Annotated in this window: 23 protein-coding genes, 1 other RNA gene and 1 pseudogene; 9 read left to right on the forward strand and 16 right to left on the reverse strand. The window is 67.0% G+C overall.

Annotated elements, in window-relative coordinates:
- The first annotated feature begins 28 nt into the window (after nucleotides 1-28).
- On the forward strand, nucleotides 29-577 hold the full coding sequence (locus OH799_RS16820; protein WP_406281297.1) for a thioredoxin family protein: 549 nt from the start codon (nucleotides 29-31) through the stop codon (nucleotides 575-577).
- 230 nt (nucleotides 578-807) lie between these two features.
- On the opposite strand, the pseudogene OH799_RS16825 reads toward OH799_RS16820, so the two are convergent.
- Nucleotides 808-1740, reverse strand: a pseudogene (locus OH799_RS16825) (MFS transporter); the annotation flags it as partial.
- Between the two features lie 83 nt (nucleotides 1741-1823).
- On the opposite strand from OH799_RS16825, the gene OH799_RS16830 reads away from it, so the two are divergent.
- Entirely contained in the window at nucleotides 1824-2264 is a 441-nt protein-coding gene (locus tag OH799_RS16830; RefSeq protein ID WP_406281299.1) for a MarR family winged helix-turn-helix transcriptional regulator, read from the forward strand.
- A 196-nt stretch (nucleotides 2265-2460) separates the two neighbouring features.
- On the opposite strand, the gene OH799_RS16835 is transcribed toward OH799_RS16830, so the two are convergent.
- Together OH799_RS16835 and OH799_RS16840 are read right to left on the reverse strand one after the other, a co-directional pair.
- On the reverse strand, nucleotides 2461-3177 hold the full coding sequence (locus OH799_RS16835; RefSeq protein WP_406281301.1) for a class I SAM-dependent methyltransferase: 717 nt from the start codon (nucleotides 3175-3177) through the stop codon (nucleotides 2461-2463).
- 111 nt (nucleotides 3178-3288) lie between these two features.
- Nucleotides 3289-4245 carry a GlxA family transcriptional regulator gene (locus OH799_RS16840; protein ID WP_406281304.1) on the reverse strand — a complete coding sequence of 319 codons (957 nt, stop codon included), beginning with the start codon at nucleotides 4243-4245 and terminating at the stop codon, nucleotides 3289-3291.
- Between the two features lie 153 nt (nucleotides 4246-4398).
- Between OH799_RS16840 and OH799_RS16845 the strand changes: the two genes are divergently transcribed.
- The gene (locus OH799_RS16845; protein WP_406281306.1) at nucleotides 4399-4854 is read left to right on the forward strand and encodes a hypothetical protein; all 456 of its coding nucleotides are present in this window, start codon (nucleotides 4399-4401) and stop codon (nucleotides 4852-4854) included.
- Between the two features lie 46 nt (nucleotides 4855-4900).
- Here OH799_RS16845 and OH799_RS16850 read toward each other — a convergent pair whose 3' ends face one another.
- Together OH799_RS16850 and OH799_RS16855 are read right to left on the reverse strand one after the other, a co-directional pair.
- Nucleotides 4901-5785, reverse strand: coding sequence for a universal stress protein (locus tag OH799_RS16850; protein ID WP_406281308.1), 885 nt, complete (start codon nucleotides 5783-5785; stop codon nucleotides 4901-4903).
- A gap of 177 nt (nucleotides 5786-5962) precedes the next feature.
- A complete protein-coding gene (locus OH799_RS16855; protein ID WP_406281310.1) occupies nucleotides 5963-6352 on the reverse strand; it encodes a hypothetical protein in 390 nt (129 codons plus the stop codon).
- A 146-nt stretch (nucleotides 6353-6498) separates the two neighbouring features.
- Between OH799_RS16855 and OH799_RS16860 the strand changes: the two genes are divergently transcribed.
- Nucleotides 6499-6780, forward strand: coding sequence for a hypothetical protein (locus OH799_RS16860; RefSeq protein ID WP_406281313.1), 282 nt, complete (start codon nucleotides 6499-6501; stop codon nucleotides 6778-6780).
- A 117-nt stretch (nucleotides 6781-6897) separates the two neighbouring features.
- On the opposite strand, the gene OH799_RS16865 is transcribed toward OH799_RS16860, so the two are convergent.
- The gene (locus tag OH799_RS16865; RefSeq protein ID WP_406281316.1) at nucleotides 6898-7776 is read right to left on the reverse strand and encodes a helix-turn-helix transcriptional regulator; all 879 of its coding nucleotides are present in this window, start codon (nucleotides 7774-7776) and stop codon (nucleotides 6898-6900) included.
- Nucleotides 7777-7876: 100 nt separating this feature from the next.
- Here OH799_RS16865 and OH799_RS16870 point away from each other — a divergent pair, with 100 nt between their 5' ends.
- On the forward strand, nucleotides 7877-8626 hold the full coding sequence (locus OH799_RS16870) for an SDR family oxidoreductase (RefSeq protein ID WP_406281318.1): 750 nt from the start codon (nucleotides 7877-7879) through the stop codon (nucleotides 8624-8626).
- A gap of 214 nt (nucleotides 8627-8840) precedes the next feature.
- Here the strand turns inward: OH799_RS16870 and OH799_RS16875 are convergent, their stop codons facing one another.
- The 3 genes from OH799_RS16875 to ssrA all read right to left on the reverse strand — a co-directional run bounded on the left by OH799_RS16875 (nucleotide 8841) and on the right by ssrA (nucleotide 12221).
- Nucleotides 8841-10097 carry a cytochrome P450 gene (locus OH799_RS16875; protein ID WP_406281320.1) on the reverse strand — a complete coding sequence of 419 codons (1257 nt, stop codon included), beginning with the start codon at nucleotides 10095-10097 and terminating at the stop codon, nucleotides 8841-8843.
- A 451-nt stretch (nucleotides 10098-10548) separates the two neighbouring features.
- Nucleotides 10549-11688 carry a phage tail tip lysozyme gene (locus tag OH799_RS16880; RefSeq protein ID WP_406281322.1) on the reverse strand — a complete coding sequence of 380 codons (1140 nt, stop codon included), beginning with the start codon at nucleotides 11686-11688 and terminating at the stop codon, nucleotides 10549-10551.
- Nucleotides 11689-11850: 162 nt separating this feature from the next.
- Nucleotides 11851-12221, reverse strand: a transfer-messenger RNA (tmRNA) gene (gene ssrA / locus OH799_RS16885).
- Between the two features lie 364 nt (nucleotides 12222-12585).
- Between ssrA and OH799_RS16890 the strand changes: the two genes are divergently transcribed.
- Both OH799_RS16890 and OH799_RS16895 read left to right on the forward strand, forming a co-directional pair.
- Entirely contained in the window at nucleotides 12586-13899 is a 1314-nt protein-coding gene (locus tag OH799_RS16890; protein WP_406281324.1) for an ABC transporter substrate-binding protein, read from the forward strand.
- A 50-nt stretch (nucleotides 13900-13949) separates the two neighbouring features.
- A complete protein-coding gene (locus tag OH799_RS16895; protein ID WP_406281327.1) occupies nucleotides 13950-15209 on the forward strand; it encodes an ABC transporter substrate-binding protein in 1260 nt (419 codons plus the stop codon).
- A gap of 9 nt (nucleotides 15210-15218) precedes the next feature.
- On the opposite strand, the gene OH799_RS16900 is transcribed toward OH799_RS16895, so the two are convergent.
- From OH799_RS16900 to recQ, 5 genes are all read right to left on the reverse strand, one after another.
- Complete coding sequence (locus tag OH799_RS16900; protein WP_406281329.1) at nucleotides 15219-15353, reverse strand: hypothetical protein; 135 nt, start codon at nucleotides 15351-15353, stop codon at nucleotides 15219-15221.
- On the reverse strand, nucleotides 15350-15487 hold the full coding sequence (locus tag OH799_RS16905; protein WP_406281332.1) for a hypothetical protein: 138 nt from the start codon (nucleotides 15485-15487) through the stop codon (nucleotides 15350-15352). The genes OH799_RS16900 and OH799_RS16905 overlap by 4 nt, the downstream gene beginning before the upstream one ends.
- A 54-nt stretch (nucleotides 15488-15541) precedes the next feature.
- Nucleotides 15542-16015: an SsrA-binding protein SmpB gene (gene smpB, locus OH799_RS16910; RefSeq protein WP_357271707.1), complete on the reverse strand. Its 474-nt coding sequence runs from the start codon at nucleotides 16013-16015 to the stop codon at nucleotides 15542-15544.
- Nucleotides 16016-16070: 55 nt separating this feature from the next.
- Nucleotides 16071-16319, reverse strand: coding sequence for a hypothetical protein (locus OH799_RS16915; protein WP_406281335.1), 249 nt, complete (start codon nucleotides 16317-16319; stop codon nucleotides 16071-16073).
- A gap of 158 nt (nucleotides 16320-16477) precedes the next feature.
- Nucleotides 16478-18301 (reverse strand): DNA helicase RecQ, encoded by a 1824-nt coding sequence (gene recQ, locus OH799_RS16920; RefSeq protein WP_406282183.1) that lies wholly within the window; start codon nucleotides 18299-18301, stop codon nucleotides 16478-16480.
- Nucleotides 18302-18547: 246 nt separating this feature from the next.
- Between recQ and OH799_RS16925 the strand changes: the two genes are divergently transcribed.
- Complete coding sequence (locus OH799_RS16925) at nucleotides 18548-19519, forward strand: hypothetical protein (RefSeq protein WP_406281337.1); 972 nt, start codon at nucleotides 18548-18550, stop codon at nucleotides 19517-19519.
- 147 nt (nucleotides 19520-19666) lie between these two features.
- Here the strand turns inward: OH799_RS16925 and hisN are convergent, their stop codons facing one another.
- A complete protein-coding gene (gene hisN / locus OH799_RS16930) occupies nucleotides 19667-20452 on the reverse strand; it encodes a histidinol-phosphatase (RefSeq protein WP_406281340.1) in 786 nt (261 codons plus the stop codon).
- Between the two features lie 291 nt (nucleotides 20453-20743).
- Nucleotides 20744-21340 carry an NADPH-dependent FMN reductase gene (locus tag OH799_RS16935; protein WP_406281343.1) on the reverse strand — a complete coding sequence of 199 codons (597 nt, stop codon included), beginning with the start codon at nucleotides 21338-21340 and terminating at the stop codon, nucleotides 20744-20746.
- A gap of 140 nt (nucleotides 21341-21480) precedes the next feature.
- Here OH799_RS16935 and OH799_RS16940 point away from each other — a divergent pair, with 140 nt between their 5' ends.
- Nucleotides 21481-22341 carry a helix-turn-helix transcriptional regulator gene (locus tag OH799_RS16940; protein ID WP_406281346.1) on the forward strand — a complete coding sequence of 287 codons (861 nt, stop codon included), beginning with the start codon at nucleotides 21481-21483 and terminating at the stop codon, nucleotides 22339-22341.
- The last annotated feature ends 13 nt before the right edge of the window (nucleotides 22342-22354 follow it).

Below are 22354 nucleotides of genomic sequence, written 5' to 3' on the forward strand. Positions count from 1 at the left end.
CGTCCTCGATCCCGACGGAAGGCACACCATGGCGTTCGAATCACTCATGGTTACCCTCGGTACCCCGTTACCCGAGTTCTCCCTTCCCGACCTCGACCAGCGGATTTACTCCCGCAACGATTTCGAGGCCGGACCGGGACTACTGGTCGTCTTCGCCTGCAACCACTGCCCCTACGTCAAACACATCGAAGCCGCGCTCGGCGAACTGGTCGACTCGCTGCCGTCCCTGCCGACGGTGGCGATCTGCACCAACGACGCGGCCGCCTACCCCGAGGACGCACCACTGCGGCTGCGCGATCAGGCGATCCGTGCCGGCTGGACCTTTCCCTATCTCGTCGACGAGACCCAGCAAGTCGGGCGGGCGTTCCGCGCCGCGTGCACCCCGGATTTCTTCCTCTACGACGCGAACTTCGAACTCGCCTACCGCGGCGCCTTCGACGAATCGACGCCGGGCAATGGAAAGCCCGTGACCGGCAGCGACTTGCGTGACGCCATCGAGGCCGTGCTGGCAGGCAGACCGGTGCCGGAACCGCAGCGGCCCAGCATGGGCTGCTCGATCAAATGGCGAGACGCCTGAAGCCGGCGATTCGCCGCCGCAAGCCTGTGGTCGCGCCAGAGCAGATACCCCGCGACCGCCACGCCGAGCAGAGTGAGCGCCGCACCGACCGGATACAGCGACCGCAACCCTGAGCCGTCGCCGATCACCCAGCCGCCCAGCCGTCCCGCGCACGCCGCGGCCAGTTGAAACCCGGACGCGTTCACCGCAACGGCCAGCGTCGGTGCGGCGGTGGCTGCCGCGACCACACGGGTCTGCATGCCGGGGATGATCGCGAAGGCCAGCCCTCCGAGCACGAACGTCAGTGCGACCACGAGTAGCGGGACGCCACCGGCCACCCAGAACAGCATCAGCACCCCGGCGAGCGCGGCGAGCAGCGCGGTCACCGAGGGCAGCAGGGCCAGGTCGGCGAGCTTGCCGCCGACCTGGTTGCCGACCACTGCGCCGACGCCGTAGACGAGCAGCAGAATCGGCGCCGCGCTTGCCGTGAACCCGGCGATCTCGGTCAGCAAAGGTGTGATGTAGGTGAAAACCATGACGACGCCGACGTTGCCGACGGCGGTGAGGGCGATCGCCCACAGCACGTCACGATCGGTGAACACCCTGAGTTCACCTCGGATCGCGCCGGCGGCGGCCCCTGGCCGATTGGGCAGGAAGCGCAGAACCAGCGGCAGTGCGGCGGCCGCGCAGAGTGCCACGGCCACGAATGTGGCCCGCCAGCCCAGACTTTGGCCGATACCCGCGCCGAGCGGAGTGCCGAGCACGATGCCCAGGTTCATACCGAGCGCCACGCGCGCCACCGCCGCGGCCTCCCTGCCCGGCTGAGCGGTCGACACCGCGGTGGCGATCGCGACCGCGAAGAAGGTAGCGACCATCGACCCTGCCGCGCCCCGCATCACCAGCAGCGCAACGTAGTTCGGCGCGAAGGCCGATCCGAGGTTCGCCGCTATCGATACCAGCACCAGGCCCACGACCAAGGGCTTGCGCGCCACCCGCGCGGTCAGCACCGTGACCACCGGACCGCCGACGATCATGCCGATCGCGTACGCGGTCACCAACGTTCCCGCCGCCGCCACCGACACCGCCAGCCCGCCCGCCACCTCGGGCAGGATGCCCGCGATGACGAACTCACCGGTCGTCAGGCTGAACACCACCAACATCAGAGCAAATACCGCAGGTCGCATCCCACGTCCTTCATCTAGTTACAACTCGAATGATATGAGTTAGAACTATCACAGTTCGAATCGAGCGGGCTAGACTCGGAGCAATGACGCGGGAGCCGAAGCCCACGGTGGACACCGAACTCGACCGCGACGTGTGCAAGCTGGTGCACCGGTTCACCCACCGGCTCGACGTGCACGTCCGTCGCGTCGCCGAACAGCTCGAACTCACCCCGTCGCAGGTCATCGCCCTGCGTGAGCTGTCGGAGCCGATCACCGCACGGGAGCTGGCGGGGCGGATGTCGTGCGAACCGTCCAACGCGACGTTCGTGCTCGATCGACTCGAGCAGCAGGACCTGATCCGCCGCGAGCCACACCCCAGCGACCGGCGTGCCAAGCAGATCGTGCTGACATCGGCGGGTCAGCGCCGACGCGAGGACGCACTCGAGCTGCTCGGTGCGAACTCACCGCTGACCTCGCTCACCGAGACCCAGCAGCAGGCGCTGCGCGATCTGCTGAGCAGGATGACGTCCGCCCCCCAGCCCTGACCCGGCGCCGCTCCGCAACCGGATCGACAGTCGCGACGCCGCGGCGCTTGTGCACGACCACACTCGACCCCGGTTCGCGATGATCGGCGACAGCCTCTCCGCCGGCACCGGCGGGCCGAGATCTGGCTACGCGAGTGCCGTATGTTGCCTGATCCTCTGGTGCGGCGCGCGGAAACTCATCGGTCGCCAGAAGCAATCAGATCCGCACGGCTTCGAGTACCCAGACAGGCAGCAACAGCGCACCCTCCTCGTCGAACTCCAGCGGAATCCCACGTCCGGCAAGCATCTCCCGTATCGGCGGGGGCGGCGTGATAGCCGTCAGCACGTCGGGCCGCAGCGCCGTCCGCCGCCAGTCCGGCATGTCGAACGTGCCCGACAGCTCGGATTCCTCGATCGAGTGTGGCGCGTAGGCGTCGCTGTGTTCGGTCCGGGCGAAGCAGAATTGGATCAGCCGGGCGCCCGGCCGCATCACCCGTCGAAGCGCCGCTACGTGCGCTGCGCGCTGCCCCTGGTCCAGGCAGTGCAGCAGGGCGCTGCTGACCACGGTGTCGAATCGGTCGTCGTAGCCGGCGAGTTCGGTGGCGTCGGCTACAGCGAACGACACCGCTACCGCACACTCGGCGGCGCGAGCGCGGGCCCGCTCTACGGCGGTGGGTGCCAGATCCAGCCCTGTGACCCGATAGCCGAGTCCAGCCAGATAGATCGAGGAATCGCCTGGGCCGCAGCCGATGTCGAGCACGTCGCCGCAGATTCGGCCCGCACGTTCGAACTCGACGAGCAGCGGCTGCGGTTTGCCGATTTCCCACGGTAAACGGTCCATGACGACGCCTTCGGCGACCGCGCCGCTGCGATAGGCCTGTTCGAAGTCGATGGTGGCGGGGTCGAGCTGGGGTGTTGCGTCACTCTCGGTCATATCGGAGCAGTCCCTCGTTTCGATGGCGGATCGCCAGGGGATTCGACGACCGCATCCTACCGAGAACCGGAGCGTACTACTCCGGTTTTATGCCCCTCCCCACCGAGCTTGTCAAACCATTCCGCCAGATCCGTGGAAAGCCGCCCGGTAGCGGTGCGGACTGGTGCCGACCACCCGCTTGAACCGTTCGCGGAACGCGGTGGGCGAGCCGAATCCCACCTGACCGGCGATCCGGTCCACCGCGTGCCCCGTGGACTCGAGCAGGTGTTGGGCCTGCCGGATACGCGCACGGAGCAGCCACTGCAACGGCGTGGTCCCGGTGTACTCCCGGAAGCGACGGTTGAGCGTGCGTGTGCTCATCCCGGCATGCGCAGCGATGTCGTCCAGGGTCAGATCCTTCGCGGCATTGTCCTGCATCCACAGCAGGACAGGTTCCAGCGTCGAGCCGCGCGGGGTGGGCGGCTGGTCGTGCACGATGAATTGCGCCTGCCCTCCTTCCCGCTCGAGCGGGACGACCGACAGCCTGGCCGCGTCGGCGGCGACGGCCGAGCCGTAGTCACGACGAATCATGTGCAGGCACAGGTCGATTCCGGACGCCGCGCCCGCCGAGGTGAGCAGCTGCCCGTTGTCTACGTACAACACATCCGGATCCACCTCGACGGCCGGATAGCGGGCGGCGAGTTCCGCCGCGGCGAGCCAGTGCGTGGTCGCGCGGTGCCCGTCCAGCAGTCCGGTGGCGGCGAGGACGAACGCGCCGGAACAGATGGACGCGATGCGGGTGCCCGCCGCGGCGGCAAGGCGCAGCGCGGCGATCGCCTCGTCCGGCACCCGCAGGCTGGGGTCCGAACAGCCGGGAACGACGATCGTGTCCGCGTCGGCCAGCGCTTCGAGTCCCCAAGGCGGTCGCAGCGTGAACACTCCGGCGTCGACCGCCGGTGCGGCCCCGCAGACCCGCACCCGGTACGCGGGACGGCCATCGGGCAGTCGCGCGCGGCCGAATACCTCGGCGGGCGTGGCCAAATCGAATGCGATCACCTGGTCCAAGGCGAGTACGGCCACAGTCTGCATGGCAAAAGAGTAGTTCAGCAGTCAATTCCAGCCAATACACCGAGCTGCGTATTCGAATGCAACCACCAGAAGCAGCTGGATGGCGAGAATCGACCGAGATATGGCAATTCTGCCCGTTCCTCCGGCTCGCAGCGCTGGCTAGCGTCGAGCGCTGTGACAAAGTTCTTGCTCTCGATCCATGTGCTGGCCGTGATCATCGCCGTCGGCCCGGTGACGGTGGCGGCGAGCATGTTTCCCGCGACCACGCGCCGTGCCCGCACCGCTCCGGCGACCGACCACGGCCCGGCCGTCCTCGGCACGTTGCACCGCATCTGCCGGGTCTACGCCCTCCTCGGCCTCCTCGTTCCGGTTTTCGGCCTGCTCACCGCGCTCAGCCTCGGCGTGCTCGGCGACGCCTGGCTGGTGGCGTCGATCGGTGTGACCGCCGCCGCGGCGGGCGTGCTCGCGCTACTCGTCCTGCCCGGCCAGCAGAAGATTCTCGCCGACCTCACCGGAACAACCCCGGCGCTGATCCGGCGCCTCGCCATGGACACCGGGGTGTTCAACCTGCTGTGGGCGGTGGTCACCGTCCTGATGATCGTCCGGCCCGGGTCGACGACGGGGGCGTGAGGCCGAGGGGTGGCGGATCGGCTCGCCACCCTCGGCACGGACCCGGTCACTGCGGGTCGCGGACGATCATGATCGGACACTCCACCGACAGCAGCAGCGCCTGGCTGGTCGAGCCGAAGAGCATGCCGGCGAACCCACCGCGGCCCCGGCTGCCGACTACGAGCAGCTGCGCGCGCTCGGACCGTTCGAGCAGATAGCGCGCAGGCCGATCCGTCACGATCTCGCGGTGGATCTCGACATCGGGGAAGCGCTCCTGCCATCCGGCCAAGCTCTCCGCGAGCACGATCTGCTTCTCGGGGTCGGTGGCGATGTCGGCATCCTCTGCGGCGGGCAGCCCGACGCCGGTCCACGCGTGCAGCGCCAGGAGCGGCACCTTCCGCGCCGACGCCTCGATCAGCGCCGCCTCGATCGCGGGTTCGCTGATCCGAGTGCCGTCCACGCCGACCACGACCGGTTGCTTCCTGGCCTCCGCCGTGAGCGGCGGTCCCTCCCGGACTACGACCACCGGGCAGTGCGCCCGCCGCGCCAGCGCCGCGCTGACCGAGCCGAGCAGCGCTCGACGCACGGTGCCACGCTCGCGGGTACCGACCACCATCGTGCGCGCCTCGACGGTACGGTCCAGCAGCGCCGGACCGACGACCTGGTGCACCAGCTCGGTGGTGACGTCGATGTCGTGCAAAGCGCGGACTGCGAGGAGTGCCTCCTGGTGGGCGGTGTCGAGCACCCAGCGCCCGTGCCCCTCCAACCGGGCATAGTCCGTGCTGGTGAGCGGCTCGGTGATCCCAGGCCCATAGTCGGCGGTCGGATCGACGACGTGAACGAGATGCAGGGATGCATTGTGCAGTGCCGCCGTCTGCGCGCCCCACGCGACCGCCGCCGCCGATCCGGCGGACCCATCCACACCGACCACGATCGGTCCGTTGCTTCGCATGATCACTTCCTCCCAGGATGAAAGGTCGAGCTCAGCACTCCGCCGCAACCGACAGTACCGGCGCCAGGACAACGAACGCGGTCGGAGCGCCGATGGTCATCGACGGCTGCGGCATGACGGATGTCATGCCGCCCACCTGACCGCAAGCCGTTGCCGAACGACAATCCCGCAGCGCCGTCAGCCGCCGAAAACGGTGCAGGCGTAACCCAGATGCACTCCAGTGCCGACCCGGACATCAGTGCTCGCGGCGAACGGAGCGTCCGGCTCCTGAACCGCGCTGACGGTGTGTATACCGGGGGTGGCGGGCACCCAGTCGATCAGTGCGACGCCGCCGGAGGGGCGCACCACGCCGAAGGGAACTCCGTTGTCGTAGAAGACAACCGGCGCGACGACGTCGGTGACTGTGGCACGCGCGGTGTAGGTGCACCCCGTCCCGTAGTTCGTCGCCAACCCGAAATCGAGGCCGGGATACGTCCCGACCTGCGTCACGGTGGCTCCAGCCGACGGCACGGCACACATCGCCGCGGCCCCGAACACCGCCGCTATCGCACCCACTCGCATCGTCATGTTTGGTCCTGTCTGTCCTGATTACGGCGCCGGGCATCCGCACCGGCGAGGTATCTAGATCCTCACTCCACCCAAGTCTCGACGGGGCGCAAACCGCCCGAACACTCGAGGAATGCGGCGATTCCGGTCGACTGGCACGGCTGGCCGTGGCAGCGGACCGCGTCGTCTCGGCGGCCGCATTGATCGACGCGATCTGGGCGGACCACCGGCCGGCGAACGGGGCCAACGCCCTCCAGGCGCTGGTCTCCCGCAGGGCGGTCGGCGCCGAGCGCGTGGCGGGCGTGGCGCCCGGCTACCGGCTGCGGGTCGATCCCGTCGACGTCGACCTGATCCGCTTCGAACGGCCGGCCGCCTCCGTACGAGCGTCCAGCGACCTGGCCACGCTGCGGGAAGCCGAATCGGCTGTGGCGCGGGCCCGCACTGAATGATCTGTTGGAGCTGCGCTTCGCGGCCACCGAGCACCGACTCGGGCTCGAACTGGCCGCCGGCCAGGACGTACTCGAGCAACCGCAGGTGCACACCTCCTAACACGGTCGCCGATCGGCTCAGCTGATCCGCTCCGCGCTCGGCTGCGCTACGTCACGTCGGTCGTCCGGAGTCTTGTCCGCCGCGATCAGGCTGCCGAGCAAGGCGAGCGACCGCTCGGACGCCGACCCCGGCTCGGCATGGTAGGCGATGAGCAGCTGGCCCGGCGCGCCGTTCACACTCAGTGTCTCGTAGGAGAGGGTCAGCTCGCCGACCATCGGGTTGCGGAAACGTTTGACCCCCGCCGTCTTCACCCTGACGTCGTGGCGCGCCCACAGCCGACGGAACTCCTCGCTCTTCAGCGACAGCTCCCCGACCAGTTCGGTGAATCGAGGGTCGTCCAGGTCGGTGCCCGCGGTCGCCCGGAGGCTCGCCACGGTATCGGCCGCGATAGTCGGCCAATCCGCGTAGACGTTGCACGCCTCGGGGTCGAGGAAGACCATGCGCACCTGGTTGACGCCGGGGGTCGAGCAGGCGTTGACCGCCACGGCCAGCGGGTTCGCCGCGAGCACGTCCAGATATCTGCCGAGTATCAGCGCGGGCGTGTTCGGCCACGCGTTCATCAGCCGCAGCAGTCCGGGCGCGACACGTTCGGGCCGTCGCGGCGCCCGCGGCCGCTTGACCGCCGGTCGCGCAAGCTCTCGAAGATGCGCCGTGCCCTCTTCGTCGAGAGCGAATACCCGTGCCAGCGCCGTGACGACCTGCTCGGAGGGGTGCTTGTCGCGGCCCTGCTCCAAGCGCACGTAATAGTCGGCGCTCACGCCCGCGAGTAGAGCGACCTCCTCGCGGCGCAGGCCGGCGACACGCCGCTGACCGCCGCCGAACATCCCGAAGTCCTCCGGTCGGGCCAGCTCGCGGCGCGCCCGCAAGAAAGCGCCCAGTTGATTGTCGGAGTCCATGTCCCGAGCCTAGGTGAGCCGGGCCTTCCCTGGGTGGCCCCGCGACTACCAGGAAGTCCGCGACCTGGCAGGCGACGGCGCCGGATACGACCGTAGTGGCATGACAAACAACATCACAGGCCGCGTCGCGGTAGTCACCGGAGCATCGAGTGGAATCGGAGCCGCCACCGCCCGGCAGCTCGCCCACAGCGGCGCCAAAGTCGCTCTGCTCGGCAGGCGCAAGGATCGTATCGAGGAACTCGCCGCCGAGATCGGTGGTGACGCACTCGCCGTCGCCACCGACGTCGCCGACCAGCAGTCCGTACGGGACGCCGCCGCCACAGTGCGTGCGGCATTCGGCCCCGTCGACCTCGTCGTCGCGAACGCCGGCGTCATGCTCGCCGCGCCGTTCGAGTCCGCGCTCACCGACGAGTGGGACCAGATGGTCGGCACGAACATCAACGGATTGCTCTACACCGGAAGGGCTTTCATCGACGACCTGCTCACGGCGGCGACCGAGGGCAGGCGATCCGATCTGGTGCTCGTCGGATCGGTCGGCGGGCACATGGTGTTCCCCAACTACGCCGTGTACAGCGCCACGAAAGCCGCGGTCGCGCATCTGACCCGGAACCTGCGCGCCGAATTCGGCCCGCGCGGCGTCCGGGTGAAGAATGTCGAACCCGGCTTCGTCGGCACCGAACTCGGTTCGGGCATGCAGGACGAGCAGCAGCGTGCCGGGCTGGAGCAATGGCGCACGGAGATCGAGATCCTCGAACCCGGCGACATCGCCGACGCTATCGCGTACGCCATCGCGGCACCGAAGCACGTGAACATCGCCGAGCTGATCGTGGTACCGACCCAACAGGGCTGATCAAGGTTTCGGCCGGTCGATTCGCTACTACCGTCCGGCGCAGGACGGACGTCGCCCCGGTGCTACGCCACCCCCGGCCTGAGGACGCCTGGGCGGTCGCCGGGGTCCGGCGCCACGGCTGGCATGACGCGCACCTGGGCAACGTCCCCGACGCCTTGCTCACCTCCGGCACCGGCGCACCGCGGCGATCCCACCAGCTTTGCGGTTCCGCCTGCTACGCCTCAGGTAGCCGCGGGGATTTCGGGAAGATGACGGGCAGCGTGGTCAATGCCCGGTGGAACGGGCCCGGCCGCCAGGTCAGGTCAGCAGGCGATATCGCGAGGCGTATCTCCGGCAGGGCGTCGAGTAGTTGGTCGATCGCGTCCTGGGCGACCAAGTAGGCAATCGAACTGGCGGGGCAGACATGCGGCCCGGCGCCCCAAGCCAGATGGGAGCGATTACCCGCGTACTGGTCGGCACCGATCGCGGGATCGTTATTGCAGGCAGCGATACTGATGACGACCGGTTGGTGGGCGGGTAGCCAGACATCGTCGATCAGGATCGGCTGTCTCGGAAAGCTGAAGCAGAAGTTCGCCATCGGCGGATTGTTGAACAACACCTCGTCGAGGGCGTCCCGGGTCGACTGGCTCCCACCCAGCACACTGTCGCCGAACCGCTCGTCGGTGAGGATCAGCAGCAGGGTGTTGACGATCAGATTCTGCTGCGGTTCGATACCGGCGCCGTACAGCGTGCCCAGCTGATGCACCATCTCCGTATCGCTCAGCCCAGCCAGGTGCAGCAGCATCCGCGTGGCTACATCGTCGCCGGGTTCGGCTCGTTTGAGCAGAGTCAACTGCAGCATCGCGTCGGTGAGCGTCTTGTTCCCCGTTTCCGCATCGACGCCCTCGAAGATCGCGGCCATACCTCTCGCCGCCTGCTGTGCTATCTCCGCGGGGCAACCGAGCATCGCGTTCAGCACCGCGAAGGCCAGCGGAAACGCGTACTGGCGGACCAGATCCGCTGACCCGTCCGCGCAGAACGAATTGATCAGCGGGATCGCGATCTGTGCCACGATGTCGTGCAGGCTGTACTGATCGACCTTGTCGAGGCCCGCGATATTGGTTTGCCGATAGCGGGCATGCTCGGCACCTGCGCTGCGCAAGGCGTTCGGCCGCCACTGCATCATCGGCAGCACAGGGCAGTCGGTGGGAACGTTCTTCTGCCAGGTGCGCGGATCGGCCGGGAAATGGTTCGGGTCGTTGAGGATCCGCACCGCGGTGTAGTACCCGATCACCAAGGTGGCGGGCACACCCGACGCTAATTCCACCGGCACCAACGACCCGTACTGTTCCCGCATCTCCCGATAGGCCCGGTGCGGATCCGCCGCGAACTCCGGCGAATGCAGCGATATCCGTGGGCCATCGGTGTCGATCGGCGAATCGAGCGGCGCGCGACCGGATCGGCTGTGCGCCGGTGAGGACGGCATCGACATAGGCGAGAAACTCCAAGCGTTAGAACAGCAAGCCCCGTGAGCCTATGCAGCCAGCGAACTTTCCGCACCCTGAACTGCTCAACCGGCGCGCATTCCGGCCCGAGCACGACACCGATTCCCCGTCGGCTTCCGCAAAAGGCCCGCCCGCAGTTGGCCGCCGTGCGTGTGACCGGCCATTCGCAGGTCGACACCATGCGCGAGGCGTCGTGGACGAGGATGGGCTGATGCACTAGGACTACGCCCGTGTGCACGCCGGCCTTCAATCGACCCGGGACCGACCGATGCGCCGCTGCGCGACCGGCCGCGAGCCAGGGCCTTCGGCACCTTCCAGGCGAACCTGGGCATGCGCCGGTGCATCGACCTCGGCGGCGATGGTGCGATCTCGGCCCGTGGAGTGAGCGGTCGCGGCTGGCGATGCGCCTTCCACTTCGACCATCACCGTCGCGTGAAACTACGCCATCATGGAGACATCTCTCGTGGGACTCGCAGTATTCGGAATAGACGCCGCAAAGGCTGTCGCATTGTTGACACGCTCTCGCCGGGTCGTACCCGCACTTCTCTCATAGTATTGGTCGAAGGCCGCCGCGCCTTCTGCAGGTGATATCGCGGCCCGACTTCTAAATTTCTCCCAATTGCCCTTTTCGGAGGTTGCGGCTTCATGCATCATGAAATCGACCTGCGCCTTCCAGTCACCGGCCCGGCTACCCGCGAAAGCTCGCAGCGCGTCGTCCCGGCTCCCTTCCCACTGGATCAGGCCTATGGCACCTTCAGCCGCATTGTACGCGGCGGTGTTGAAGCTTGATTCGGTCTGCATATTACCGAGGATGGCAGTCGCTTCATTGTGCGTCAGGCCGTATTTATCCCTGAGGTACCGATAGATTTTCTCAGCCGTCGCCTTCTGACCGCTGGATATCGGCTGGGCATTCGCGGCAGAACCTGTGTACGAGACCGGGCTTCCTGCGCCGGAGCCGCCGCTGTAGCCACTAGTTGGTGTCGGATAGCCGTTTCCGGCGTAAGAGGGAGTGCTCGTGTCGTAGGTGGGAGTGGCGCCGCCGATCCCGTCTGCCTGTTGCGTGATCTTCGCCTGGGCTTCCACGACCTTGTCATGGGTGTTGCCGACAGCCTTGGCCACGGCCGACATGAGACCTAACTCGGCCACCGTCAGATGCTTCTGCGGGTGCGGATTGTCCAGATCCCGAACCAGATCAGGCGCCTTGTCCAACGCATCTTTGAGCTCGGCGACATAACCTTGGATGTCGGAGAATGCACTCGCAGCGACTCCGGATGTCGCAAAGGTGGAGGTGTCTACGCCTTCATCGGTGACATGTATCGCCTCTTTGGCGGCGCCTACCGTCTTGTCCAAATCACCATAACTGTTGACCATCACACCGCCGGTTTTCTCGTCGATGTCGACGACCTTGCCATCGCCTTCCAAACGCTGCGAGTAATCCGGAACAGTGGTGTGCCCCGAGCCGAGAACCTCCAGTGATGCCTCAATCGCTCGCCCGCCCCAATCGATGAAGTCCTTCAGCACTTGCGATGATCCATCGGGATGCTCCAACGGCATCACCTTGTAACGCTCGCCGGTCATCGGGGGCTCCGCTTCTCCGGTACCGCCATCGCATCCTCTGCTCACTTCAGGACTGTCAGGCCGCCGGGCGACCTTCCGTAACTTGCCCTATTCAAGCATCGACCATCCCCTACATTGGGAAACGAGAAAGACCCACACTCTCCATGAATGTGGGTCCTTCTCTCGTGGAGCTGCCGGGAATCGAACCCGGGTCCTCCGCCGCGTCTTCAGGGCTTCTCCGTGTGCAGTCCGCTAGGCCTCTACTCGGATCTCCGAGTCTCGCGAACAAGCTCGGATGACGATCCCAGTCGCTGTTTGCTGTCCCGTACTACTCCGCGACCGAGTAGGACGGTGAGCCCTCTAGCTGATGCCGGCACCGGAGCCGAGGGCATGCCCCGGGCCGACAGAGACGCTCTGCTGATTAGGCAGCGAGAGCGTACTCGCGCTGATGAGAATCGGCGCTTAATTGGTTGCAGCGACGCTTACGGTGGTCTCTTGCCTGCACCGACACGCTTCCCCTGAATCTACGTACGCAGTCGAAACCGTTCAGCCCCGTACGCCCCGGCTCCTTGCCGGGCTGTTCATATTAACACCGCTCGGATCGCGGATCATCCCATTATTCGGTAGTGGCGGGCGCCACACTGTCGTTGTCGCGGCCTGCCCGTATCGACACCGCGCAACCCGCGCCGCGTAGAGGTATCGACAGGCAGACCATGGCAACCCGGTGGGCCCGACGTCGACGAGCCCCCTCTCGCAGCGCGGCAGGCGACGGTCAGTGCCCCGCCGGACGCGGACACGCCCGGCCTTCCCGGATGCTGGCACACGATCGCCCCGGCCCGATGCCGAAGCGACTTACACTGCACGGGCCGTCCGCTCGGCCCTGGGCAGCGGGCCTCGATTTCAGACTAAGGAAACACTTTGGCAGTACCGAAAATTCGGGATAGGTTGCTGCGCCTGTCCGCCCTCACCGTCATCGCCGGGCTCGTCCTTTCCGGTTGCTCCTACCTGCGAGGAAACTCGGCGCGAGCCGACGCACCGGGTGTCACCTCCGATCCCTGCCCGAACGCCGTCGACACCAGCAAAGGCTGCATTTATCTCGGCGTGTTGTCCGATCTGACGAGCGGACCGTTCGCCGCGCTGGGCAAGGACATCAACAACGGCCAGTTGGCGTTTTGGAGAGCGGTGAACGCAGCGGGTGGGATCGGCGGCAAGTACGAGGTCGACATCGCCACCTACACCGAGGACACCTCCTATGATCTGCGGAAGCACGCCGAGGCGTATCAGCGGATCGAACCGCACGTCCTCGCGCTCTCGATGAGTCTCGGCACCGTGCAGACGCAGAAGTTGCTCGACCGGATGGACGCGGCGGATATGGTTGCCATCGGCGGAACCCTTTGGTCGGGCTGGCAGTTCGAGAACAGCGACAAAGGGCTGCTGCTGGAATCCGGCTACTCCTACTGCTCCGAGGCGATCATTGCCCTGGACTGGGTCGCGGAGCAAAGGGCGAAGCCGAACTCGATCGCTACCGTCAGCTACCAGGGCGACTATGGTGGTGACTACGCGACCGGCGCGAAGAAGTGGGCCTCCGCCAACCGCGTCGACGTGGTGGCGCAGATCGATACCGAACCGAACACGCAGATCGGCAACCAGGACGCCGCGGTCGCCAAGCTCCTCGCCGCGGGAGCAGATCTCGTGCTGCTGGCCACGGGCCCAGCCGAAGCCGGCGAGATCATGGGCAAAGCGGCGCTGGCGGGCTATCGCGGCAGGTTCCTCGGCTCCGGCCCGACGTGGAACGGCGGCCTGTTGAAAAGCCCTGCGGCGACCGCGATCACGGCACGGTACAACATGACCTCGCCGCTGGACGGCTGGGACGGCACCAGCGCGGGCGCCAAGAAGGCACGCGCCTCGGCGACGCTGGAGCCCTCGACCTGGGGGTACAGCGCTGGCTGGATGTTCTCCTACCCGATGAAGGCACTGTTGACGAGGGTCGTGGTCGAAGGCAAGCTCAGGCGCAAGGGCGTCCGCGAGTCGGTACCAGGCCTGCGCGTCGATTACGAGGGAGCGATTCCCGAATATACCTATGGCGCAGCCAAACCCGACCTTTCCCGACAGCGGGCGATCATCGAGATGCCCGACCAGACCGCGCCGCTGGGTGCCAAGACCTTGGCGTCCGACTATCACGGCCCGACCCAGGACCGCATCTCCCTCACCGAGCCCTGCGTGCAGCCGTAAGAGAGCCAGACATGAGATTCACCAGCAACCGTCGCCGACTATCTCGTATCATGGCCGCGCCCCTGGCGTTCGGGCTCATGTTGACGGCCGCCTGTTCGGCGTCGGCGCCCGCCGCGACTCCCGGCATTACTCGCGCGCCGTGCCCGCAAGCTATCCACAAGGACAAGGGCTGCATCTACCTCGGCGTTCTGTCCGATCTGAACAACGGTCCCTTCGCACCGCTCGGAAGGTCCATGCAGGACGGGCAACTCGCGTTCTGGAACGAGGTGAACAAACAGGGCGGTATCGGCGGCTACGAGATCGACATCGCGACCTACACCCGCGACACCGCCTACGACCCACGCAAACATGTCACGGAATTCGAGAATGTAGCGCCGCACGTGCTCGCCCTCGCGATGAGTTTCGGTACCGCGCAGACACTCGCGGTCCTCCATGATATGGACGAGGCGAACCTGGTGACGGGGGCGGGCACGCTCTGGTCGGGCTGGCAATATCGCTCCACCGACCGTGATCTCGTGCTGGACGACGGCTACTCGTACTGCACCGAAGCCGTCCTCGGCTTGGACTGGTTCGCGCAGAACCACTATCAACCGCGCACGCTCGGAGTGGTCGCCTACCGTGGCAACTACGGCGGCGACTACGCCAGCGGGGCACTCAAGTGGGCGTTGGACAACGGCGCGACGATTGCCTCACGGATCGACACCGGTCCCAACAGCGAGGTCGGCAACCAGGATTTCCCGGTTGCCGAGATCATGGCCAATCCACCTGATCTCGTTCTGCTGGCCACCGGGCCCGCCGAAACCGCCGAGATCGTCAGCAAACTCGCGAAGGACGGCTACACCGGCCGTTTCCTCGGGTCCACACCGACCTGGAACAGCGCGTTGCTCAAAACACCTGCCGCACAGGCACTTACCACGCTGTACAACTACACTTCGCCGTTCGACGGCTGGGACGGGAACAGCATCGGGGCCCAGCGCGCCAGGAACGCCGCACCGAGCGAACCGACCAACTTCGGCTACAACATCGGCTGGGCAATCTCCTATCCGATGAAGGCGCTGCTGACCAAGGCCGCCGGGTCGGGCGACATCGACCGGCCGGCCCTGCGCAACACGCTCGACAGGCTCACCGTGGATTCCGAAGGCATGGCAGCGACCCGGATCTACGGGCGCGACGAACCCGACGTCGCGGCGCAGCGTGCGGTGGTCAACGTGCCCGATCCGAATACGTCGCTCGGTTCGCGCACGGTGGTCGCCGACTACCAGAGTCCCACGCTGAAGCGGATCGCTATCCACGAACCGTGTACCCGGTGATCCGCCTGTTCAGGCCGCGGCGATGAGCGTGACCGCAGCCGGCGCGAGGGCCAGACCGATCTGCTGGCAGTGGAGCCGCTCGCCGAGCAGCGCCATCGCCGGCAGCACGGTCGCTGCCGGGTACCGCGAGCCGAGCACGCTCACGACAGCGACCGGTGGAACTCGTCCAGAGCGGCGCCATGTTTGATGGTGGTGTCCAGCACGCCGACGTACCCGGCCAACCACAGCGGTTCACCGTGCAGCCGCCGGAACGCCCCGCGGCCCGCGCGGTCAGCCATGCGACTCCCGTGGCGGCGGCGCGCTGCGTGAACAGCGGCCATAGCCGGATTACGTCACCTCATGCCTTTGATTCGCCGTCCTAGCTCGCGGGTGACCTCGCGCTCCGCCGTACGCTTGGCCAGGTCCTGACGCTTGTCGTAGTCCTGCTTACCCTTGGCGAGGGCCAGCTCTACCTTCACTTTGCCGTCGGAGAAGTACATCGACAGCGGCACCAGGGTCTGGTTGCCCTCGCGCGACTTGCCGACCAGCCGCTCGATCTCGCGCTTGTGCAGGAGCAATTTGCGTACCCGGCGCGGCGAGTGGTTGGTCCAGGTGCCGTGGCTGAACTCGGGAATATGCAGCCCGCGCAGCCACACCTCGCCGTTGTCCACCGTCGCGAAGGCGTCAACGAGCGAGGCCTTGCCCTCACGCAGGCTCTTCACCTCGGTGCCGACCAGCGCGATCCCGGCCTCGTAAATATCCAGGATCGTGTAGTTGTGCCGCGCCCGGCGGTTGGTCGCGATGACCTTACGCCCCTTCTCCTTCATAACGGTCAACTCTATGTGACGCGGCAACCGGATTATTCCCGCAGGTCGTACACCGCTAACCACTCTGGCGCAGCACGATGTAGAGCACGAGGACCGCGACGAACGCGGCGGCCAAGAACACCGTGGACAGCCGCGGCCCACCGTGCCGATACGGCGGCGGCGCGGTCCGGTGCGCCAGCCACCCGCCCTCCACGGATGGATCGGTCCTGCTGCGAACGTACGGCGGCGCGTCCGCTGGTTCACCCCCCGGCGAGCCGGTAGAAATTTCGGCTCCGTCGTCGCTGGGACCATCACCCGGTGCCATAGCCAGAACGGTAGCCGCACCGACGGCGACACGCTGCAATTCCCGCGCGCAGCAACACGGTTGGAACTCCGGCGCGTGTCGCCGTCAATCGCTGTCCTCCACAGTCGTTCGCCCCCCGCACCCATCGGTGGTCGGCACGCGGTGACCCGTGGACGGGCTCACCCTGCGGCGAGCACATCGAGCACCTGCTCTCCGTACTTCGCGAGTTTGTTCTCGCCGACGCCGCCGACGCCGCCGAGGTCGGCGAGACTTGCGGGTTTGCGGGCCGCGATCTCACGCAAGGTGGCGTCGTGAAAGACGACATATGCCGGGACACCCTGCTCCTTGGCGGTGGCCGCGCGCCATTCGCGCAGCTTCTCGAACAGCGGCACGTCGGCGGACGGCAGCTCGGCGGCCACGGATCTACCCGCTTTCGCGGCGCGCGCCGGTTTGGCTGCTCGTTCGGGTTCCCGGCGCAGCAGCACCTGGCGTCCGTCGAACAGCACCTCGCTGCTGGCCTCGGTGAGCGTCAGGACACCGTAGTCACCGTGCACGGCGAGCAGGCCACAGGCGAGCAGTTGCCGTACCACGCCGCGCCATTCCGTATCGCGCAGATCCGTACCGATGCCGAAGACCTTCAGCCCGTGATGGTCGTACTGCAACACCTTCGGGTTCTTCTTGCCGAGCAGAATGTCGACGATATGGCCCGCGCCGAAACGCTGGCCCCGTTCCCGCTCGAGCCGCAGCACCGTGGACAACAGCTTCTGGGCGGCCACGGTGCCATCCCAGGATTGCGGTGGCGACAGGCAGGTGTCGCAGTTGCCACACGGCAAGCCCGGCTGGCCGAAGTACGCCAGCAGCTGGGTGCGGCGGCAGCTCACCGTCTCGCATAACGCGAGCATCGCCTCCAGGTGCAGTTGGAGCTGACGGCGGTGAGCGGCGTCACCATCGGAAGCCTCGATCAGTTTGCGCTGCTGCACCACGTCGCTGAGGCCATAAACCATCCACGCGGTAGAGGGCAGCCCATCTCGGCCCGCGCGACCGGTCTCCTGGTAGTAGCCCTCGACAGACTTCGGTAGGTCGAGGTGTGCGACGAAGCGCACGTCGGGCTTGTCGATGCCCATCCCGAAGGCAATAGTCGCCACGACGACCAGACCGTCTTCGCGGAGGAACCGCGACTGATTCACGGCACGAGTGCGATTGTCCAGGCCAGCGTGATACGGCACGGCGGTGATGCCGTTTTCGGTGAGGAAGGCGGCGGTCTTGTCGACCGAGTTGCGCGAGAGACAGTAGACGATGCCCGCGGCCCCCGAATGCTCGGTGCGGATGAATTCCAGCAGCTGGCGCTCGGGCCGGTTCTTCGGCTCGATCCGGTACTGGATATTGGGTCGATCGAAGCTGGCGACGAAGCGACGGGCCGAGCCGAGCTCGAGACGCTGGATGATCTCGTCGCGCGTCTTCTCGGTGGCGGTCGCGGTCAGCGCGATCCGCGGCACGTCCGGCCACCGCTCGTGCAATACGGAAAGGCCCAGATAGTCGGGGCGGAAGTCGTGGCCCCACTGAGAGACACAGTGCGCCTCATCGATGGCGAACAACGCGACCTTGCCCCGATCGAGCAGCTTGGCGGTCGATTCCAAGCGCAGCCGCTCCGGCGCCAGGTACAGCAGGTCGAGTTCCCCCGCCACGAATTGCGCTTCCACCATCCGGCGCTCGTCGGGGTACTGGGTGGAGTTCAGGAAGCCCGCGCGCACGCCGAGGGCACTGAGCGCGTCCACCTGATCCTGCATCAGCGCAATCAGCGGCGAGACCACCACCCCGACGCCGGGGCGCACCAGGGCGGGCACCTGGTAGCAGAGCGACTTCCCACCGCCGGTCGGCATGAGGACCAGTGCGTCGCCACCCGCGACCACGTGCTCGACGATCTCGTGCTGGTCGCCGCGGAAGCTGTCGTAGCCGAAGACTCGGCGTAGAACCCGTTGCGCCGCACCGGATCCGGCGTCCATACCCGGCTCGCCGTCGATCGCCACAGCCGCGAAATCATCGAGGGAAGTCACCCGGCCCATCCTACGAGCGCTCGCCCGCGGCGGTATGGGTACGCGTCGTCGTTCACCGTGCTCGGCCGCCTGGTTCTCCACATGTGGAGAACCGAATGTCATTTGCCCGACCCCGATCCGCTGACGTGCGGATTCATCCATCCGTGGCAATTCGTCGAGCGGTCCGAATCGTTCGACGCTGTTACGTTCGCTCTCATGGCAACAGGAATGGGGAGCAATCGAGTGCGCGCGGCGCTGGTCACCGCAGCGGTGTTCGCGGGCATCGCGGCGGCCACGCCGATGTCGCAGGCGGGAACAGTCCCCACCATGTGCTCGGAAGGATGGGAAGCCACCACGGTGGTCGAGGGTGTCGGCAATCTGGAGAACCTCGACTCCGACGGGCGGGGCGGCTTCTACGTCACCGGGATCATGGACGGGTACCTCGCGCACGTCGACGGCGCCGGGCGGATGGAGAAGCTGGTAACGGGGTTGTGGCGTCCGGCAGGAGTGCGCGTCGCGGGACCGTACGTCTACTTCCTCACCGGTGATGGACTCAGCGAGCCGCCCGGCACGCTACAGCGCTACGACACCGCGACTGGAACGGTGCAAATCCTGCTCACCGGGCTGAACGGTCCGAACGGACTGCTGTTGCTGCCGGACGGCGGCCTGCTGTTCACCACCATCGGCCTCGGCGGTCCGACCGGAATCTCCCGCTATTGGCCGGCGACGAACGAGTACGAGCGGGATTGGGCGAGCCTGCCGCCGGCCAACGGCATCGCGCTCGCCGCCGACGGCGAGTCGATCTACGTCGACACGATGACTCTGCAGATCTACCGCATCCCACTGCACGACCCCAGCCGCCACACCCTCGTCTCGGGCATCCCCGACTTGGTCGCGCTACCCGACGATATGGAGGCCACCCGCGCCGGAGCCCTGTTCGTCGCTGATCACATTCTCGGCGCCGTCTACCAGGTGGACACGGCCACCGGCGCGACCTGCGCGATTATCACCGGCCTGATCAAGCCCGGCCCCCTACGGAACCCACCGGACGGCGCCACCTCGGTTCGCATCGCTCGCGATGGAGATTCGTGGGCACTGTTCGTCACCAGCATGGACGGCACTCTTCGACGCCTGCGCCCACCTGCTGGTGTTGACGTCACCCCTGCGACACCGGGCAAGACCCGATAGTGCCCGGGCACGGCTATGCATCGGGGCCACATGCCACTGTGGCACCAACTGCGTGGCCGTGCTGCCTCTAACCAGGCAAGCCGCGAGTCCGACTGCTACGCCTTCCGTCGACGATTCGTTCGGCGGGAACTGTTCGGATGTCATCGCTCAGCCCAGGAAACGGTTGAGGACCTCGTCGTGGAGGAGCCCGTTGGTGGCGATGGCGTCGCCGCCGTGCGGGCCGGGTTTGCCGTCAAGGGAGGTGAAGCGGCCACCGGCCTCCCGGACGAGGACGTCCAAGGCTGCCAGATCCCACAGGGATACTTCGGGTTCGGTCGCGATGTCGACGGCGCCCTCGGCGACCAGGCAGTAGCTGAGAAAATCGCCGTAGCCGCGCACCCGCCAAACGTCGTCGGTCAGTGCGATGAAGTCGTCACGCAGGCCACGCTCGCGCCAGCCGGACAGGCTGGAAAACGCCAGACTGGCCGAGCTCAACTCACCGACGGCGGAAACCGAAATCTCCTTGCCGTCGCCCGATTCGAAGCTCGACCATGCTCCCGAACCAGCGGCGGCCCACCACCGCCGGGCCAGCGCGGGCGCGCTCACCACACCGACGACCGGCTCGCCGTCCTCCAGCAGCGCGATCAGCGTCGCCCAGATCGGCACCCGCCGCACGAAGTTCTTCGTGCCGTCGATCGGATCGACCACCCACTGCCTTCCACTGAACTCAGCGGTGCCGCCGAACTCCTCACCGAGCACCGCGTCGTCCGGCCGCTTCTCGGACAGCACCTGTCGAATCGCCTTCTCCACGGCCAGGTCGGCATCCGAGACCGGCGTCAGATCCGGCTTCGCGTCGACTTTCAAATCCAGCGCACCGAAGCGAGCCCGGGTGATGGCATCGGCCGCATCGGCCAGCCGCAGGGCGAGTTCGAGATCGGAGGAGTACACAGCCACGCCACGCACCCTATCGGTTCGGGTGCCGGCCGACCGCGCTCACGGGCGGCCGAGTACCGGCAACCGACCGTACCTCAGCAAAACAGTACGACGATGCGCTGAACAGCACCGGCCAGGCGGCCGGTCCGTCTCCGTCGAGGTGGAGTTCCAGCACCGGATCGGCGGCGCATCGCAGGGCGAGATCCTCGAACTCTGGACGCACTCGAGCTCTTCGACGTGTTCGCGATCCCGCCCAGTTCCCCGGTGCTCCGGAATCCCGAGCACCCCGGGGACCGCGACCACCGATATCGCTCACGCTGCCGCCTGAACTGCGCGGGCGGTGTTCAATGCACTTGCCCACCAATGCAATTGGTCGAGCATCGCCGCGGCGGCCGCGGCGGGCTCATCGGGCTCGAGCAGCTGGCCTTCGGCGTCGAAGAGTAGGTAGTAGCGCGGGAACGAGACGTACTCGCGGACGGTGTGGGCGTTGAGTTCGTTGAAGATCTGGCGTAGGTGCTCGATGGCGAGCAAGCCGCCGCTGGCCCCGCTGTAGCCGACGAACCCGATCGCCTTGGCATCCCACTGGGTGTAATGCCAGTCGATGGCGGCCTTCAGCGCGGCCGGGATGCTGCGGTTGTAGTCGGGCGTGACGATGACGAACGCGTCGGCCGCCGTGAGCCTACGGGTGAGCTCGATCATGCCCTCTGGGCGCTGCGGGTTCGGCTCGAGCGCCGGGGGAACGGCGGGCAGTTCGAGCGGCAAGTGCGCTTCGGCCAGATCGATGACGTCCACTTCGAACGCATCATGCCGCTGTGCCTGCTCGGTGAACCACGAGGCTACGGCGGGTCCGAAGCGGCCATCCCGGACGCTACCGATGACCACCGCGAGCTTCAGTGGGGCATTGGACATGTTGTTCCTCCTCGGATCGAGAACGACCCGGTCGGGCCGCAGGTCCAATCTGCTGCCCTGCACGCAGGCAAGGAAGACCGCCGCAAGAGTGGTAGTGACAGGGACACCCTCGGGCGGTTTGTGCTTGTTACGTTCGAAGGGTGAGCGACAACGAGTTGGGTCTGTTCCTGCGCACCCGCCGCGAAGGGGTGACGCCTGCCCAGGTCGGCCTGCCCACCGGACCCCGGCGCCGCACCCCCGGGCTGCGTCGGGCGGAACTGGCGACGCTGGCCGGGGTGAGCGTGGAGTACATCACCCGGCTCGAACAGGGCCGCGACCGGCGCCCCTCGCCGCAGGTACTGTCCGCGCTGGCAGACGCGCTCGGCCTCAGCCCCGCCGAACGGGTCCACCTGCACCGCCTGACCAAGGCGGCGGACACCGGGTTCAACTGCATGGGCGGCGCGCAACCACAGCGCGACGTTCGCCCCACCGTGCGGGCGATCCTGGACCGCCTCGAACCCGCGCCCGCCGTAGTGGTGAACCGCCTGACCGAGGTTCTCGCCTACACCGAGGGCTACCACCGGCTGATGGCGCCGACCGGGTTGTTCACCGGAACGGATACCCCAGCGAACCTGTCCCGTTTCCTCTTCACCGGCCCCGACGCCCGCGCCCTCTACCCGGACTGGGGGCATGTTGCCGACGAAATGGTCGCCACGCTGAAGCAAGGCCCTTTCCGCGCGGATCCGCACATCGCCGCGCTCGCCGACGAGCTCACCGTCATCGCGGGCCCCGCGTTCGCCGACCGCGTCGAGACCATCCCCAGTCTGGCCACCGCCACAGGTATCACGCGGTTCGCCCACCCCGAGGCCGGTGCCCTCCGCCTCGCCTACGAGATTCTCGACCTCTCCGCCGACGACGACCAGCACCTGATCGTCCATCTCCCAGCCGACGAAGCGACCGCGGCCGCCCTCGACCGGCTCACCGGCCGCCGCCCCGGCGCGTTGCGCGCGGTTTCAGGCTGATCCCACACGATCA

The sequence above is a fragment of the Nocardia sp. NBC_00881 genome, assembly GCF_045207455.1.
Taxonomy (GTDB): Bacteria; Actinomycetota; Actinomycetes; order Mycobacteriales; family Mycobacteriaceae; genus Nocardia.